Annotated in this window: 16 protein-coding genes; 4 read left to right on the forward strand and 12 right to left on the reverse strand. The window is 67.9% G+C overall.

Annotated features, from left to right (window positions below):
- Positions 1–28 precede the first annotated feature (28 nt).
- A complete protein-coding gene (locus BLJ79_RS03270) occupies positions 29–2,560 on the forward strand; it encodes a DEAD/DEAH box helicase (RefSeq protein ID WP_071213274.1) in 2,532 nt (843 codons plus the stop codon).
- Between the two features lie 77 nt (positions 2,561–2,637).
- On the opposite strand, the gene BLJ79_RS03275 is transcribed toward BLJ79_RS03270, so the two are convergent.
- A complete protein-coding gene (locus tag BLJ79_RS03275; RefSeq protein WP_071213275.1) occupies positions 2,638–3,492 on the reverse strand; it encodes a metal-dependent hydrolase in 855 nt (284 codons plus the stop codon).
- 115 nt (positions 3,493–3,607) lie between these two features.
- On the opposite strand from BLJ79_RS03275, the gene BLJ79_RS03280 reads away from it, so the two are divergent.
- From BLJ79_RS03280 to BLJ79_RS03290, 3 genes are all read left to right on the forward strand, one after another.
- Complete coding sequence (locus BLJ79_RS03280; RefSeq protein WP_175475376.1) at positions 3,608–4,087, forward strand: GNAT family N-acetyltransferase; 480 nt, start codon at positions 3,608–3,610, stop codon at positions 4,085–4,087.
- Positions 4,084–5,361, forward strand: a complete 1,278-nt coding sequence (locus BLJ79_RS03285; RefSeq protein WP_071213276.1) for an alpha/beta fold hydrolase — start codon at positions 4,084–4,086, stop codon at positions 5,359–5,361. Before BLJ79_RS03280 ends, BLJ79_RS03285 begins: the two co-directional genes overlap by 4 nt.
- Before the next feature lie 186 nt (positions 5,362–5,547).
- On the forward strand, positions 5,548–6,777 hold the full coding sequence (locus BLJ79_RS03290) for a cobalamin-independent methionine synthase II family protein (RefSeq protein ID WP_071213277.1): 1,230 nt from the start codon (positions 5,548–5,550) through the stop codon (positions 6,775–6,777).
- 131 nt (positions 6,778–6,908) lie between these two features.
- Here BLJ79_RS03290 and BLJ79_RS03295 read toward each other — a convergent pair whose 3' ends face one another.
- The 11 genes from BLJ79_RS03295 to coaE all read right to left on the reverse strand — a co-directional run bounded on the left by BLJ79_RS03295 (position 6,909) and on the right by coaE (position 15,978).
- Positions 6,909–7,229, reverse strand: a complete 321-nt coding sequence (locus BLJ79_RS03295; protein WP_071213278.1) for a DMT family transporter — start codon at positions 7,227–7,229, stop codon at positions 6,909–6,911.
- Complete coding sequence (locus BLJ79_RS03300) at positions 7,226–7,588, reverse strand: DMT family transporter (protein ID WP_071213279.1); 363 nt, start codon at positions 7,586–7,588, stop codon at positions 7,226–7,228. The genes BLJ79_RS03295 and BLJ79_RS03300 overlap by 4 nt, the downstream gene beginning before the upstream one ends.
- Positions 7,585–8,895: an MFS transporter gene (locus BLJ79_RS03305; protein ID WP_071213280.1), complete on the reverse strand. Its 1,311-nt coding sequence runs from the start codon at positions 8,893–8,895 to the stop codon at positions 7,585–7,587. The genes BLJ79_RS03300 and BLJ79_RS03305 overlap by 4 nt, the downstream gene beginning before the upstream one ends.
- 104 nt (positions 8,896–8,999) lie before the next feature.
- Complete coding sequence (locus BLJ79_RS03310; RefSeq protein WP_071213587.1) at positions 9,000–10,013, reverse strand: TerC family protein; 1,014 nt, start codon at positions 10,011–10,013, stop codon at positions 9,000–9,002.
- A gap of 209 nt (positions 10,014–10,222) precedes the next feature.
- Positions 10,223–10,462 (reverse strand): helix-turn-helix domain-containing protein, encoded by a 240-nt coding sequence (locus tag BLJ79_RS03315; protein WP_071213281.1) that lies wholly within the window; start codon positions 10,460–10,462, stop codon positions 10,223–10,225.
- Complete coding sequence (locus tag BLJ79_RS03320) at positions 10,459–11,154, reverse strand: DUF2975 domain-containing protein (protein ID WP_071213282.1); 696 nt, start codon at positions 11,152–11,154, stop codon at positions 10,459–10,461. Before BLJ79_RS03320 ends, BLJ79_RS03315 begins: the two co-directional genes overlap by 4 nt.
- 85 nt (positions 11,155–11,239) lie before the next feature.
- A complete protein-coding gene (gene uvrB / locus BLJ79_RS03325) occupies positions 11,240–13,342 on the reverse strand; it encodes an excinuclease ABC subunit UvrB (protein WP_071213283.1) in 2,103 nt (700 codons plus the stop codon).
- 85 nt (positions 13,343–13,427) lie between these two features.
- Entirely contained in the window at positions 13,428–14,444 is a 1,017-nt protein-coding gene (locus BLJ79_RS03330) for a COX15/CtaA family protein (protein WP_083411012.1), read from the reverse strand.
- A 139-nt stretch (positions 14,445–14,583) separates the two neighbouring features.
- On the reverse strand, positions 14,584–15,057 hold the full coding sequence (locus tag BLJ79_RS03335) for a hypothetical protein (protein ID WP_071213284.1): 474 nt from the start codon (positions 15,055–15,057) through the stop codon (positions 14,584–14,586).
- Positions 15,054–15,380 carry a hypothetical protein gene (locus tag BLJ79_RS03340; RefSeq protein WP_071213285.1) on the reverse strand — a complete coding sequence of 109 codons (327 nt, stop codon included), beginning with the start codon at positions 15,378–15,380 and terminating at the stop codon, positions 15,054–15,056. Before BLJ79_RS03340 ends, BLJ79_RS03335 begins: the two co-directional genes overlap by 4 nt.
- On the reverse strand, positions 15,370–15,978 hold the full coding sequence (coaE, locus tag BLJ79_RS03345; RefSeq protein ID WP_071213286.1) for a dephospho-CoA kinase: 609 nt from the start codon (positions 15,976–15,978) through the stop codon (positions 15,370–15,372). The genes BLJ79_RS03340 and coaE overlap by 11 nt, the downstream gene beginning before the upstream one ends.
- Positions 15,979–16,001: the final 23 nt, after the last annotated feature.

Genomic DNA, 16,001 nt, shown 5'->3' on the forward strand with positions numbered 1-16,001 from the left:
CTCGTAAACCGATAGTCTTGGACACATCATGAAACTTACCGAGTTGCTGCCCAACACTCCCCCACGCGGTGCCACCGCCGAATCCACCTACGAAGCCTTCGTGAAGTGGGTGGAGGACCGCGGCATCGGGCTTTACCCGGCACAGGACGAGGCCGTCATGGAATTCGTGGCCGGCAACAACGTCATTCTCGCCACCCCCACGGGGTCGGGCAAGTCGCTGGTGGCGGTCGCCGCGCACTTCCACGCGCTGGCCCGCGGGGAGCGCAGCTACTACACCGCCCCGATCAAGGCACTCGTCTCGGAAAAGTTCTTCGACCTGTGCAAGATCTTTGGCGCGGAGAACGTCGGAATGGTCACCGGCGATTCCTCGGTCAACCAGGATGCCCCCATCATCTGCTGCACCGCCGAGATCCTTGCCAACATCGCCCTGCGCGAAGGCAAGAAAGCGGACCTCGGCCCGGTGGTCATGGACGAGTTCCACTTCTACTCCGACCCGCAGCGCGGCTGGGCCTGGCAGGTCCCGCTGCTCGAGCTCCCGCAGGCGCAATTCCTGATCATGAGCGCCACCCTGGGCGATGTCAGCCGCTTCGAGGACGAACTGACGCTGCGCACCGGACGCGACACCACCACCGTGGCGCACGCCGAACGGCCCATCCCGCTGCACTACTACTACTCGCAGGACCCGGTGCAGGAAGCCATCGAGGAACTGCTCTCCACCAAGCAGGTGCCGATCTACGTGGTGCACTTCAGCCAGCTCGAAGCCATCGACCGGGCCAGCGGGCTGATGAGCATCAACGTGTGCACCCGCGAGGAAAAGGACCGGATCTCCGAGTTGATCGCCGGATTCAGGTTCGCCCCGGGCTTCGGCAAGACGCTGAACCGCCTGGTCCGCCACGGCATCGGCGTCCACCATGCAGGCATGCTGCCCAAGTACCGCCGGCTGGTGGAGCAGCTGGCCCAGGCCGGACTGCTCAAGGTCATCTGCGGCACCGACACCCTGGGCGTGGGCATCAACGTCCCCATCCGCACCGTGCTGATCACCGCGCTGTCCAAGTACGACGGGGTGCGCACCCGCATCCTGAACTCCCGCGAATTCCACCAGATCGCCGGACGCGCGGGCCGCGCGGGCTTCGACACCGCCGGAACCGTCGTGGTCCAGGCGCCCGAGCACTCCATCGAGAACAAGAAGGCCATGGAGAAGGCGGTCGCGAAGTTCGGCGACGATTCCAAGAAGATCCGCCAGGTCGTCAAGAAGAAGCCGCCGCAGGGCTTCGTGACCTGGGGAGAAAAGACCTATGAGCGGATCATCGCCTCCACCCCCGAGACGCTGAACTCCTCGTTCGCGGTGACCCACTCGATCCTGCTGAACCTGCTGGCGCGCGAGGGCGATTCCTTCGCCGCGGCACGCCGGCTGCTCACCGAGAACCACGAGCCGCCGGTGCGGCAGCGTGCCCTGCAGCGCAAGGCGCTGGGCATCCTTCGCGAGCTGCTGGCCACCGGGGTCGTCGAACGCCTCGAGCACCCCGACAGGCACGGGAACATGCTGGCCCTGACGGTGCACCTGCAGGAGAACTTCGCGCTGAACCAGCCGCTGTCCCCGTTCGCGCTGGCGGCCCTGGAACTCTTCGACGCCGAGTCCCCCGGCTACGCGCTGGACGTGGTCTCGGTCATCGAGGCCACGCTGGAAAAGCCGCGCCAGGTGCTTTCGGCCCAGGAGAAGAAGGCCCGCGGCGAGGCGATTGCCGCGATGAAGGCCGAGGGCATGGAGTACAACGACCGCATGGCCGCGCTCGAGGAGGTCACCTACCCGCAGCCGCTGGCCCAGATCCTCACCAATGCCTTCGAGCAGTACCGCGCCGGCGCCCCGTGGCTCGGCGACTTCGAGGTCGCCCCGAAGTCGGTGGTCCGCGACATGTACGAGCGCGCCATGAGCTTCAGCGAATACGTGCAGTTCTACTCGCTGTCCCGCTCCGAGGGCGTGTTGCTGCGCTACCTCACCGACGCCTTCAAGGCGCTGCGCCAGACCGTGCCGCAGGACGCGCTGCGCGAGGACCTTGAGGACCTCATCGAGTGGCTAGGGGAACTGATCCGCCAGATCGACTCCTCGCTGCTGGACGAATGGGAGGAATTGGCCAACGGGGTGCTGCACGAGCCCGACGCCGAGATCATCCCGCCGGCCCCCGAGCGCCTGACCTCCAACGAACGGGCCTTCCGCGTGATGGTGCGCAACGAGATGTTCCGCCGTGTGAAGCTCTTCGCCGACGAGCAGGACTCCGCCCTGGGCGAGCTGGACGGGCATTCGGGCTTCGGCGCCGATGCGTGGGCCGATGCCATGGACGCGTACTTCGAGGAACACGAGGACATCGACGACGGCCCCGGCGGCCGCGGGCCCAACCTGTTGCTGATCACCACCTCGAAGGACAGCTGGACGGTGCGCCAGGTCTTCGCCGACCCGGCCAGCCACCACGACTGGGGCATCGATGCCACCGTCAACCTGGCGGACTCCGACGAGGCCGGGTACCCGGTCATCACGGTGACCAATGTGGGCCGCAAGGACTAGCTGCACCAAACACAGGCGCCCGCCGGGAAGGATTTCCCGGCGGGCGCCTGTGTTGTGGCCGGACCTCCCGGAGTTGCCTAGAACCCCAAGAGCTTGGTCAGCGGCTGGACCTGGTTGTGGGCCAGCAGCACGATCGGCACCACGAGCCCGGCCAACGCGTAGAGGGACACCGGGATGCACAGCAGCCATTCGCGCACCGAGCCTGCCCGGCCCAGCACGGGGATGGCAATCCGGCCTCCGGGCTTCCACACGTCCCTGAGCAGCGGCATGCGGCGGATGAAGCGCGGGGACTTGATCTTGATCGGCCAGATCAGGTTGCAGCCGCCGACCGTGAGCATGTCCCCGGCAATGTGCACCGCGCAGCCCACGGCCACCGCCAGGACCAGCCAGTTCTGCTCGTCGGGCGAGAACACCGCCACGAAGATGCCGGCCGGAACCGAGACCAACCACGGCAGCTTCGCCATGGTGTCGGGAATGAACTTCAGCGCCTTCAGCGCAAAGGACACCAGCAGCACCGCCAACAGCCCGGCGCCCGGGTAGATGATCCCGAAGCGGGAATTCTCCATGGTCCACAGCCCCAGCACCCAGGCCAGGACGGTGAACGCCGCGATGCCCAGCAGCGAGTGCGTGCCGTTGCGGTGCCCTCCGGAAACCTCTCCGATGCCGGCGCAGATCGCGTTGGACACCGGCGGCAGCGAGTGCGCGATGGTGGCCCGGCGGTGGTCCGCATCGGGCAGCAGCGCCGCCCCCGCGCAGACCATGGCGCCCGCAACCCCGGCGATCGGGGATTGCTCCAGCATCCCGAATCCCAGCGGGATCGCATCGGGCAGCCAGGTCAGCTTCTCGGAGAGACTCCCGGTGGGGAGCTTGAAATTCGTGGTCAACGCGATCCAGGCTGCTGCGCCGGTGGCCGCGTGGTGGCCGCCCATCATATTGCTTGGTGCCGTCCTTGCTTTGGTTCTTGCTTCTCGATCGCCCCCAACCTTAAGTGCTGCCACCCACGCGTTGGATTCACGGCACGCATGGCCCGCCGGTAGGCTTGGTCACATGCCCCTGATTCGCCCCGTGGCGCCCGCCGACGCCCCCGCCATCCTTGAACTCATCCATGAATTGGCTCTCTTCGAGCGCGAGCCCGACGCCGTGAAAAACACCGAAGCGGACCTCGCCGCCCACCTCTTCGGGCCGGACCCGCAGGTGTACGCGCACGTGGTGGACCAGGACGGCACGGTGCTGGGCTTCGCCCTGTGGTTCCTGACGTATTCCACCTGGGAGGGAACCCACGGGATCCACCTCGAGGACCTCTACGTGCGCGAGTCGGCGCGGGGCGCCGGACACGGCAAGGCACTTCTGGCCGAATTGGCACGCATTGCCGTGGCCCGCGGCTACCGGCGCGTGGAATGGAGCGTGCTGGACTGGAACGCCCCGGCCATCGGCTTCTACGACTCGCTCGGCGCCGGTTCCATGGACGGCTGGACCGTGCGGCGCCTCGAAGGCGCAGCCCTGGCGGAACTGGGGGCAGGGGCATGAGCAACACCCACACCTTCCGCGGGATGAACACCACCGAGCACTACTTCCAGGTCCCGCTGGACCACGCCCGCCCGGCGGGCGAAAAGATCACCGTCTTTGCCCGCGAGATCTCCTCCACCGGGCACGCCGATCCCGCCTCGCTGCCCTGGCTGCTGTTCCTGCAGGGCGGACCGGGCGGGAAGTCCCCGCGTCCGGCCTCCCTGTCCGGCTGGCTCGCGGAGGCGGCCAAGACCTTCCGCATCCTGCTGCTTGACCAGCGCGGCACCGGCCTGAGCACCCCGGCCAACCGCCAGTCCCTGCCGATGCGCGGGGACGCGGCGGCCCAGGCCGCATACCTCACGCACTTCCGCGCCGATTCGATCGTGCGCGACGCCGAAGCCATCCGCAAGGACCTCGGGATCGAGAAGTGGAGCACCTTCGGGCAAAGCTACGGCGGCTTCTGCACGCTGACCTACCTGTCCCTGGCCCCGGCGGCACTGGAACGCTGCATCGTCACCGGCGGCCTGGCCTCGCTCACCGCGGACGCGGACACCGTGTACCGGGCGACCTACCGGCGGATGGCCGAGCGCAACGCGGAATACTTCGACTGGTACCCGCAAGACCGCAAGGTCCTGCGGGAGATCGTCGCGCACCTGGCCCACACCGAGGAGCACCTGCCCAACGGCCGGGCGCTCACCGTGCCGCTGGTGCAGATGCTCGGCCAGTTCCTGGGCGGCAACGCCCGGGTGCACTCGCTGCACCACGTCTTCGAGGCCGCCTTCATCGACACCCCTGGCGGCAGGCGGCTATCGGACACCTTCCTGGCCGCGGTCGCCGAGCAGGCCGACCGCACCACCAACCCGCTTTACGCGCTGCTGCACGAGTCGATCTACGCGCAGGGAGCGGCCACCAACTGGTCCGCGCAGCGCGTGCTGGCCGAGTTCCCGGCATTCTCCCCCGATGCCGAATTCCCGCTGCTGACCGGGGAAATGGTGTTCCGCTGGTACTTCGAGGACGACGCGGTGCTGCGCCCGCTGGAGGAAACCGCCCGGATCCTGGCCGAGCACGAGGACTGGGAACCGCTCTACGACCCCGCGGCGCTGGGCGTCAACACCGTGCCGGTCGCCGCGGCCGTCTACGCCCACGACGTGTACGTGGATCGGGACCTGTCGCTTCAAACCGCCGCGGCGGTCGGCAACGTGCGGGTGTGGGAAACCGAGGAGTTCCACCATGACGGGATCGGCGACGAGGGCGCGATGATCTTCGCGAAGCTGTTGGAGCTGGGCAAGGACTAGGCCGCGTCACACTGCCGGTCGCAATCACGACGGGAAACACTTCCGTGATAGGTGTTGAAGTGCAACCATCCGGAGCGGCCGAGAGACCTGGATCGATGACGCCGCAGCAACCCGCCCCGCCGACGGGACCCCGTCGGGCCGGCAACGGTGCTACTGCCAGGACCGATGGAAAGTAGGCACTTGCCCATGTCCTTTAACACCAGCCACATCCGCACCACCCACGCCGGCTCGTTGCCGCGCACCGACGCGCTGTTGGCCGCCAACGAGGCGAGGGAACGCGATGGAATCACCCCCGAGTTCCTCGAATTGCTCGAAACCTCTGTCACGGGCATCGTGGCCAGGCAGCGCGAGCTGGGCATCGACATCCCCAACGACGGCGAATTCGGGCACACCATGTCCTCCGCCGTCGACTTCGGCGCCTGGTGGAACTACTCCTTCGCCCGCCTCGGCGGGCTGCAGGAAACCACCGTCGACCGCTGGGCCGAGACCACGGTCAACCGTTCGTCCCCCGGCAACGTGGTGCTCACCTCCTTCCCGGACCGCCGCGACCGCCGGGCCTTCGCCGAGGCGTACGCCGATCCGGCCTCCGGCATCCTGGCGCACCGCAAGGCCACCACGCAGCCGAAGGTCGTCGCGCCACTGACCTACACCGGGCACGACCTGGTGGCATCGGACATCAAGAACCTGAAGACCGCCATGGCGGCCACGGACACCGAGGAGGGCTTCCTCGCGGCGCTCTCCCCCGCCTCCTGCGCGCGGCTGGCCAACGACTTCTACACCAGCGACGAGGAATACATCTTCGCTGCCGCGGATGCCATGCGCGAGGAGTACAAGGCGATCCTCGATGCCGGGCTCATCTTGCAGATCGACGACCCGTCGCTGGCCGAATCCTGGGACCAAATCAACCCGGAGCCGAGCCTCGAGGACTACCTGAAGTTCCTGGAGCTGCGCGTGGAGGCCACCAACCACGCGCTGCGCGGTCTGCCGGCCGAGCGGATCCGGCTGCACGTGTGCTGGGGTTCCTGGCACGGCCCGCACACCACCGACATCCCGTTCGCCGACATCCTGGACCCGGTGCTGCGCATCAATGCCAACATGATCTCCTTCGAGGCCGGGAACGTGCGCCACGAGCACGAATGGCGCATCTGGGAGGACCGTGCACTGCCCGAGGGAAAGATCCTGGTCCCCGGCGTCGTCTCGCATGCCACCAACGTGGTCGAGCACCCGGAGCTGGTCGCCGACCGCATCGAGCGCTTTGCGAACCTGGTCGGACGCGAGAACGTGATCGCGTCCACCGACTGCGGGCTGGGCGGGCGCGTGCACCCGCAGATCGCCATGGCCAAGCTCGAAGCCCTGGGCGCCGGCGCGGCGCTGGCCACCAAGCGCCTGTGGAAGGGCGCCGAGATCATCGCCTGATCCCCGACAACCGATGGGAGCCGCCGCACGCACCGGGGTGCGGCGGCTTTTTGTCCGTGGGCGTGTCTGCCGCGGCCGGTGGCCGACTCGCTGCTGTACACCCCCAACAGCCTGCTGGATCCGGGGCTGGTCTAGGCCGGGGAGCCGAGCTCCACCAGCAGCACCCCGCCGACGATCAGTACGATCCCGGCCGTCATCAGCAGCGTCAGCGGTTCCTTGAAGATCCATTTGCTCAGCACCGCGGTGATCGCCACCCCCGCTGCAGCCCAGATCCCGTACGCCACCCCGATGCCCATCCCGGAGCGCAGTGCGAGGGAGAGCATGGTGAAGGCCAGCAGGTAGCCGGCGGCCACCGGGACGTACCAGGCCCTGGAGCCGGTGAGCGTTGCCCGCAGCGACATCGTCGCGCCGACCTCGGCGATGATCGCGGTTCCCAGGAAAAGCCACATCATGATGTACGTTCCCGCGTCTTCAGGGCCCGTTGGCGAAGGGCGTGCTGGGACCCGAATTCCACCAGGACGACCCCGGCAATGATGATTCCCAGGCCAAGGACCATCAGCGGGGTGAGCGCCTCGGCAAAAAGCAGCATCGCCAGGATGGCGGTCAACGCCACCCCGAGGGCGCCCCAGATGCCGTAGGCGACCCCGAGTCCCAGGCCCGCGCGCATGGCCAGCGCCAGGCAGGTGAAGGCGCCGGCGTAGCCCAGCACCACGACCGCGTACCACCACGGCTCCCCCAGCGCGGCCTTCAGCGCGAGGGTGGCGGCGACCTCGGTGGCAATGGCCAGCGAGAGCAGGAACCACTTGTTCACTTGAGTTCGCGCACGCAGAAGAACGCGACGACCAGGATGAAGCCCAGGCACAGGTAGCCCAGGCCGGCGAAGCCCAGCGTGGCCAGCAGCACCCCGGACCCGGCGGCGCCCAGCGCCCCGGCCGCACCCATGAGGGTGTCGGAGACGCCCTGGACCAGCACACGGCGGGGACGGTCCACCCGCTCGGCCAGGAACGCGGAGCCGGAGACCGTCGACATCGACCAGCCCAGGCCCAGCAGCACCAGCGCAACCGTGACCGCGGCCCGGGAATCGGCGCCGAGTCCGGCGACCAGCACGGCCGCCACCAGCACCGTCATGCCAGCCAGCATCATCCGCGGCTGGCCGATCCTGTCCGCCCACGCCCCGATGAACGGGGAGAGCGCATACATCCCGGCGATGTGCAGGGAGATGACGAAGCCGATGACGATCAGGATGTCGGCGCTGCCCCCGTGCATTTCGTGCCCGGGGGTGGCGGCCAGGTCCTTGAGGTGCACTGGGGTCATCGACATGACCCCGACCATCACCAGGTGTGCGACCACGATCGTGGCAATGCCCAGGGTCGCGCCCGGAGAGGCGCGCACCGCCGACAGCCCGGTGGCCAGCGACCCGCGGCGCCGGCCCGTCGCGACGGGGTGCGGGGGCACGCCGTCTTCCCTTTCCCAGGCCCGGGCGAGATCGATGGGGTCCGGGCGCAACCCGATGTTCAGCACCAGGATGGCCAGCAGCATGCCGGCCAGGGAGAAGAGGAACGGCCCGCTCATCGGCGGCAGGCCGAATTGCCCGCCCAGCGCCGACCCCGGTCCGATGAGGTTCGGGCCGGCGACCGCGCCGATGGTGATGGCCCAGACCACCAGTCCCAGGTCGCGCCCGCGGGTGGCGTCGGCGGCCAGGTCGGTGGCGGCGAAGCGGGCCTGCAGGTTCGCCGCCGATCCCACGCCCAGCAGCGCGGCCCCGAGCAGCAGCACGGGGAAGGAACCAAGCACCGGGGCCAACATCATCCCGACGGCGCCAAGCGCGGCCAGGAAGTAGCCCAGGGACAGCGCCCTGCGGCGCCCGCGCTTCACGGCCAGCGCCGCCAGCGGCAGCGCGCTGAGGGCGCCGGCCACGGAGATCGCGGTGGTTGCCGCCCCGGCGAAGGCGTTGGACCCGGTCAATTCCACGGCCATGAGCGATCCGATGGCCAGCCCGGCGCCGTTGCCCACGCCACTGAGCAGCTGGGACACCGAGAGCGTGGCCACGGTGCGGCGTTGGGCGCGCACCCGCTCGGGCGCGGGATGGATGGAGGTCGGGGCCGGGGTTGTGTTCACCCGCCCAGCCTAGCAACGCCGCTGCCTTTAACGAGGCTCGGGGCCCGTTCTTCCGAAACAGCGGAAGACGGACCCCGAGCGGGTGCGGCGTGGGAGCTGCGAGGTTATTCGCTGTCCTTGTTGGCCGACTGTTCGGCCTTGTGCTCGGCGGCGGCGCGGCGTCCGGCCGGGGAGAGCAGCGAGGCGACGGTCGCGATGACGATGGTGCCCAGGATGACCACCAGCGAGACGGTGATGGAGAAGTCCGGGACCCAGAGGATCGGCTGGCCGCCGTTGATGAACGGCAGTTCGTTCACGTGCATGGCGTGGAAGACCAGCTTGACGCCGATGAAGGCCAGGATGATCGACAGTGCGTGCTTGAGGTAGACCAGGCGGTCCATCAGGCCGCCGAGCAGGAAGTACAGCTGGCGCAGGCCCATCAGCGCGAACAGGTTCGCGGTGAAGACGATGAACGGGGACTGGGTCAAACCGAAGATCGCCGGGATCGAGTCGACGGCGAAGAGCAGGTCGGTCATGCCGATGGTGATGAAGACCATGACCATCGGGGTGAACATCTTCTTGCCGTCGATGGTGGTGCGCAGCTTGTTGCCGTCAAATTCCTTGGAGATCGGCAGGTTCTTGGTCAGCTTATAGACGATGCCGCTGTTGGCGCCGTCGGACTCGTCCTCGCCGTTGTCGGTGGCCTGCTTCCAGGCGGTCCACAGCAGGAAGGCACCGAAGATGTAGAAGACCCACGAGTAGTTTTCGATGACTGCGGCACCGAGGATGATGAAGATGCCGCGCAGGATCAGGGCAATGATGATGCCGAACATCAACACTTCCTGCTGGTATTTCCGCGGCACCGAGAAGCGGGCCATGATGATGATGAACACGAACAGGTTGTCGATGCTCAGCGAGTATTCGGTGACCCAACCGGCAATGAATTGCTGGCCGATGTCCGGGCCCGCCTGCCACCAGACGACGGCACCGAAGATCAGGGCGAGGGTGACGTAGAAACCGACCCAGAGGCCGGATTCCTTCATCGAGGGTTCGTGTGGTTTCTTGACCACGTAAAGCAGGTCAAGAAGAAGAATGATGCACAATGCCGAGAGCGAGATAATCTCAAACTGCAGCGACAAGCCGTGGTTTCCCAATGTGGGGCCTTTCAAAACGGGGTACGTGGAATTACCGCAAGTCTCTCCGCCGTCCGCTCAGATCGGGACGACCGCTGTGCCCGGCGAGGCATCGATGCCTCGCGTGTTGACGACCACAGCACAAGTGGGATACTCCCCTACGCTTGGAACAGTCTAGCGCATCCATGTTTCAGGCTCGTGAATGACCTGCGGTTTCACCAGTCCCCGTCGAAGGCCAGCAGGTCCCCGGGTTGGCAGCCAAGTTCCCGGCAGATCGCCGAAAGCGTGCTGAAGCGCACGGCCCTCGCCCGGCCGTTCTTGAGCACCGAAAGGTTCGCCACGGTGACATCGACGCGCCGGGCCAGCTCGGCCAGGCTCATGCCGCGGGCCTCGAGCACCTCGTCCAGCCGGATCCGGATGCCGTGCGGTTCGTCGTCCCGAGCGGGGGCACTCATATGACCCGTTCCAGGTCCGCGTGCATCGCCGCGCCGCGGCGGAACAGCTCGGCGAAGACGTAGATGCCGGCGCCCGCCAGCAGCGGGAGAACGTTGATTTCGAAGCGGTTGTCCACGAACGGGGCAATGGCTGCGTCGTTCAAGACGAGCCATTGGCCCCAGGCGACCAGCAGGGAGCTGGCGGTTCCGCCGGCGCCGACGAGCCAGGCGATCGACCGCAGCCGATTTGCGTTGGCCGAGGTGAAGGGGCCCTCGTCGCGGCGAAGGGTGCGCACCATCCGCACCAGAAGAAGCAGGATTCCAAGGGCCAGGAGCACCGCCAGCAGCTGGCCGCCCAGCAGGCCGACACGCTGCGTGAAGTCCGGGGCGAACACGCTGACCCGGGCCTCGAAGGGGCCGGAGAATTCGCCGCGCCCGGTGGGCACGGGTTCGGCTCCGTACGCATACAGCTCGGGTGTCGTGTGCACTTCGACGCCGTTCACCAGCGGCGCGCGGACGCTTGGCACCTCGCCCGGGAAGTAGGGCCCGAAGAGGCGCTCGCTCACGCCCCACGCCCAGCCCGGAAGCATGCCCCCGAAACCTGCGGAACCCAGGAGCGTGCGCAGCAACCCAAGAACGGCGGTGCACGCGAGCCCGATGTACAGGAGGATTTCCAGCGCCAGCGCGCCCGGTCTTGCCCCGCGGTGCTTCATGACGACCCCTATCGATAAACGGTACTATCGATAAACAATACGGTCCGGCCGCTGGCGGGGCAAGGGGGCGGGCACGCAAACCCGGTTACGCGTGGCCGGCGTTCTTCATCTGCCGAAGTTCCTTCTTCAGCTCCGAGACCTCGTCGCGCAGCCGGGCGGCAACCTCGAAGTGCAGCTCGGCGGCCGCGGCGTGCATCTGCTCGGTCATCTGCTCGATCATCTCCACCAGGTTCTCCGCCGGGGCGGCGGCCAGGCCGTCGGCCCGCACCGTCTCGTGGGCCTTCCTGGTGCCGGCGCTCGAGCGCTTGGCGTTCTTGGCCAGGCGCTGGTTGTTCAGCAGTTCCTGGGTGTCGGCGTCCTCGCGGGCCAGCGAATCGGTGATGTCGGCGATCTTCTTGCGCAGCGGCTGCGGGTCCACCCCGTGGTCCTTGTTGTACTTCTGCTGCACCTCGCGGCGGCGGTTGGTCTCCTCGATGGCCTGGGCCATGGCGTCGGTGATCTTGTCCGCGTACATGTGCACCTGGCCGTCGACGTTTCGGGCGGCGCGGCCGATGGTCTGGATCAGCGAGGTTGCCGAGCGCAGGAAGCCCTGCTTGTCCGCGTCCAGGATCGCCACGAGCGAGACCTCGGGCAGGTCCAGGCCCTCGCGGAGCAGGTTGATGCCCACCAGCACGTCGAACAGGCCCATGCGCAGCTCGCGCAGCAGCTCGACGCGGCGCAGCGTGTCCACGTCGGAGTGCAGGTACTGGACCCGCACCCCGTGCTCGGTGAAGTAGTCGGTGAGGTCCTCGGCCATTCGCTTGGTCAGCGTGGTGACCAGGATGCGCTCGTTGCGTTCGACGCGGGCACGGATCTCGTCGAGCAGGTCGTCGATCTGCCCCTTGGTCGGCTTGACGATGATCTCCGGGTCGATCAGCCCGGTGGGGCGGATGATCTGCTGGACCACGCCGTCGGCCTTGCCGAGCTCGTACTTGCCCGGGGTCGCCGAGAGGTAGACGGTCTGTCCGATGCGCTCGAGGAACTCGTCCCACTTCAGCGGTCGGTTGTCCATCGCCGAAGGCAGGCGGAAGCCGTGCTCCACCAGGGTGCGCTTGCGCGACATGTCGCCCTCGTACATCGCGCCGATCTGCGGGACGGTGACATGGGATTCGTCGATGACCAGCAGGAAGTCGTCCGGGAAGTAGTCGATGAGGCAGTGCGGGGCGGTGCCGGCGGCACGGTCGTCGATGTGCCTGGAATAGTTCTCGATGCCGTTGCAGAACCCCATCTGCTCCATCATCTCCAGGTCGTAGGTGGTGCGCATGCGCAGCCGCTGGGCCTCCACCAGCTTGTTCTGCGATTCCAGGGTGGACAGGCGCTGCTGCAGCTCGTCCTCGATGTCCTTCACGGCCCGGCTCATCCGGTCGGCGCCGGCGACGTAGTGGCTGGCGGGGAAGACGTACATCTCGTTTTCCTCGCGGATCACCTCGCCGGTGACCGGGTGCAGCGTGTGGATCGATTCGACCTCGTCGCCGAAGAACTCGATGCGCAGCGCCTGCTCCTCGTACATCGGGATGATCTCCACGGTGTCCCCGCGCACCCGGAAGGTGCCGCGGTGGAAGTCCATGTCGTTGCGCGCGTATTGCATGGAGACGAACTTGCGCAACAGGTCGTCGCGGTTCAGTTCCATGCCCTTTTTCAGGGTGACCATGCCCGCGACGTATTCCTCGGGGGTGCCCAGGCCGTAGATGCAGGAGACCGTGGCGACCACGATGACGTCGCGGCGGGTCAGCAGCGCGTTGGTGGCGGAGTGGCGCAGCCGTTCGACCTCCTCGTTGATGGAGGAGTCCTTCTCGATGAAGGTGTCGGTCTGCGGGACGTAGGCCTCGGGCTGGTAGTAGTCGTAGTACGAAACGAAGTACTCGACCGCGTTGTTGGGCAAAAGCTCGCGGAACTCGTTGGCCAGCTGCGCGGCCAGCGTCTTGTTCTGCACCATCACCAGGGTGGGGCGCTGCACCTGTTCGATGAGCCAGGCGGTGGTGGCGGACTTGCCGGTGCCGGTGGCGCCGAGCAGCACCACGTCCTTTTCGCCGGCGTTGATCCGTTCGGTAAGCTCCTTGATGGCCGTGGGCTGGTCGCCGGCGGGCGTGAACTCGCTGATGACCTCGAAGGGGGCAACGACGCGGTTGATTTGCTGCGCAAGACTCATGTTCCTAGGCTACGCCCTGGCACCGATGGTTTGGATGCCCGCTCGCCCGAGGCTGAAAGCCGTCGCGGTGGCTCCGGGCAACCTCCTATGCGGTGTTGGATCCGGCGCGCAGGCCGTGTGCCGCCCGCTCGCCGCCGTGTGCGGCAAGGGACACCCGCACCGCACCGACCCAGACGAGTGCCGAACCCACCAGGTGCAGCACCACCATCGCCTCGGGAAGATGGGTGAAGGCCTGGACCACGCCGATCACGCCCTGGGCCAGGAACACCGCGATGAACATCCCGGCCTTGGCCGCCACGGCCGTTTCCCCCGGGCGTTGCGCGGTCCGCCGCAGCGCCACGGCCAGGCCGATCGCAACCAGCGCCGCGACACCGTGGATCACCGTGACCGCCAGCCAGGAAAAAGGCATGCGTGGCACGTCGGCGGAATCACCGGCGTGGGGCCCGGTCCCGGTCACCACGGTGCCGACGACGATGAGGACGGCCGTCGCGGCCAGCAGGGCGTTGCCGAGGTTGATCGACCTGCGCGACGCGGCGGGGACAGGGGGAAGTTCTAGCTCCCGGGCCTTGTGCCAGGTCACTGCGGCCGCCGTCAGGAGCAGGGTCGCGGCCAGGAAGTGCCCCGCGACCACAAAGGGGTTCAGCTTGACCCACACCGTGATGCCGCCGATGACGGCGTTGAGGACGACCAGCCAGAACTGCATCCACGCCCAACGGGTCACTGCCGGTGCCGGGTCCCGTTGCAGGCGCGCCGCGATGATGACCCACCCGACAACGGCGCACAGCGCCCCGGTGAGCAGCCGGTTGCCGAATTCCACGATCCCGTGCCAGCCCATTTCCGCGGTGGGGCCAAGCGAGCCGTCGATGCAGGTCGGCCAGTCGGGACAGCCGAGCCCGGAGCCGGTCACCCGAACGACACCGCCGCCGACGATGATCAGGATGGCTGCAATAACGGAGGCCAGGGAGGCCGAGCGCAGCGCCGGCCGGCCCAGGCATACCCGTGCGGCCAGCCATCCAAACGGGGTCCTCGCGGGAGCACCGCCCCGGATGGAGCGGTCCCGGCCCGTCGTGCGGCTCGAAGGTTGAGGGGTGTCTGGCGGCATGAAAGTCATCGGTCCTTCGGTTTCGCGTGTTCTCCCGGAAGCACACGGGGCCAGGTGTCCGCCCGTTCTTCCGTGCTTTCCAAGATAGTCCACCGTGTGGCAACCCGGACACCGTGGATCCGGTCCGGGGCCTTCGCCTTTAGGTCCCGGGCGCGGCCGCTGCCGCGACGGTGCGCAGCTTCCCGATGCGATCGAGGGCCGTCTGCGCCGCGTGGGGCGCGAAGCCGAAGTACGCCTCGGCGCCGTCCAGGATGCCGTCGACCAGCTCGGAAGCGTCAACGATGTGGCGGACCTTCCCGGCGGTGAATTTGGTGAGGTTTCCGCTGCGCTCCAGCAGGATCTGCGCCTCGATAGACGGGTAGGGCACCTCGGCCCTGCCGTCGGCGAGGAAACCTTCCACGGCATCCAGCAGCGCATTCCAGATTCCGGGCAGGTCGTCGACCAGGTCCACCGGAATGAGCTGCAGCGAGTGGTAGCGCAGCTGGACCGCTCCCAGGGTGCCCTCCAGCGTTGCGGCGAGCCCGGGATCCCGCTGGATGCTCACCAGGTGGGCCGTGGTGCCGTCGGCAGGTTCGTGCCGGAGGAAGGATTCGGCAACCAGCGCGGTGTTCACTTGCGGGCCTGCCTCTGCAGGATGTTGCCCAGCGCGCCGCGCATCAGCCGGATCACGCCAAGCACCGTGGCCGCGGCGGCGGACAGCAGGCCGGCGAGCGCGAGCCAGGCCGGGAGCAGCACCTGCGCGTCGTAGCCGGAGGAACGGGCGATGTACTGGTCGCGCCCGCCGAAACCGAGCCAGAGGACCACGGCGACGGCGAGGGTCGCGGCGGCCAGCACCCACAGGATGCGGATGATGCGCATCTCGGTGCGGGCCTTGGCCGCCTCGGTCTCCAAGCGTGCGGCGAACTCGGCCTTCGCCGCCTCGTCCTCAGTGGGCATGGTTGGTGAATGGGGCAATGTGGGTCTCCCAGATCTCGTTGACGCGTTGGTGCAGCTGTTCCAGTGTGCCCGAATTGTTGATCACGGCATCGGCGACCGCGGCACGCTGCTCGTCGGTGGCCTGCGCGGCGATCCGCGCCAGGGCGTCGGCCTCGGCCATCCCCCGGTCCTCCACCATGCGGCGCAGGCGTTCGGCCAGCGGTGCGGCCACCACCAGGACCTTGTCGAAGTCCTTGGTCTGGCCGGTTTCCACCAGCAGCGGGATGTCCTGGACGATCACCGCGCCCGCGGGTGCGGCAGCGCGCAGGCGGGCGGCCTCGGCGCGCACCAGCGGGTGGACGATGGAGTTCAGTTTTTCGCGGGCCGCCGCGTCGGCGAAGACCAGCGCGCCGAGCGCGGGGCGGTCCAGGGAACCGTCGGCGGCCAGGATGCCGGGGCCGAAGGCGGCAACGACCGCCTCCAGCCCCGGGGTCCCGGGTGCCACGACGGCCCGGGCGATCGCGTCGGCGTCGATGAGCACCGCGCCGCGGTCCACCAGCATCCTGGCGACAGCGGACTTCCCGGCGGCGATTCCGCCTGTCAGGCCAACATTGAACATGCACCTAGCCTACGACAGACCGG

Source organism: Arthrobacter sp. UCD-GKA (assembly GCF_001863355.1).
GTDB lineage: Bacteria > Actinomycetota > Actinomycetes > Actinomycetales > Micrococcaceae > Paeniglutamicibacter.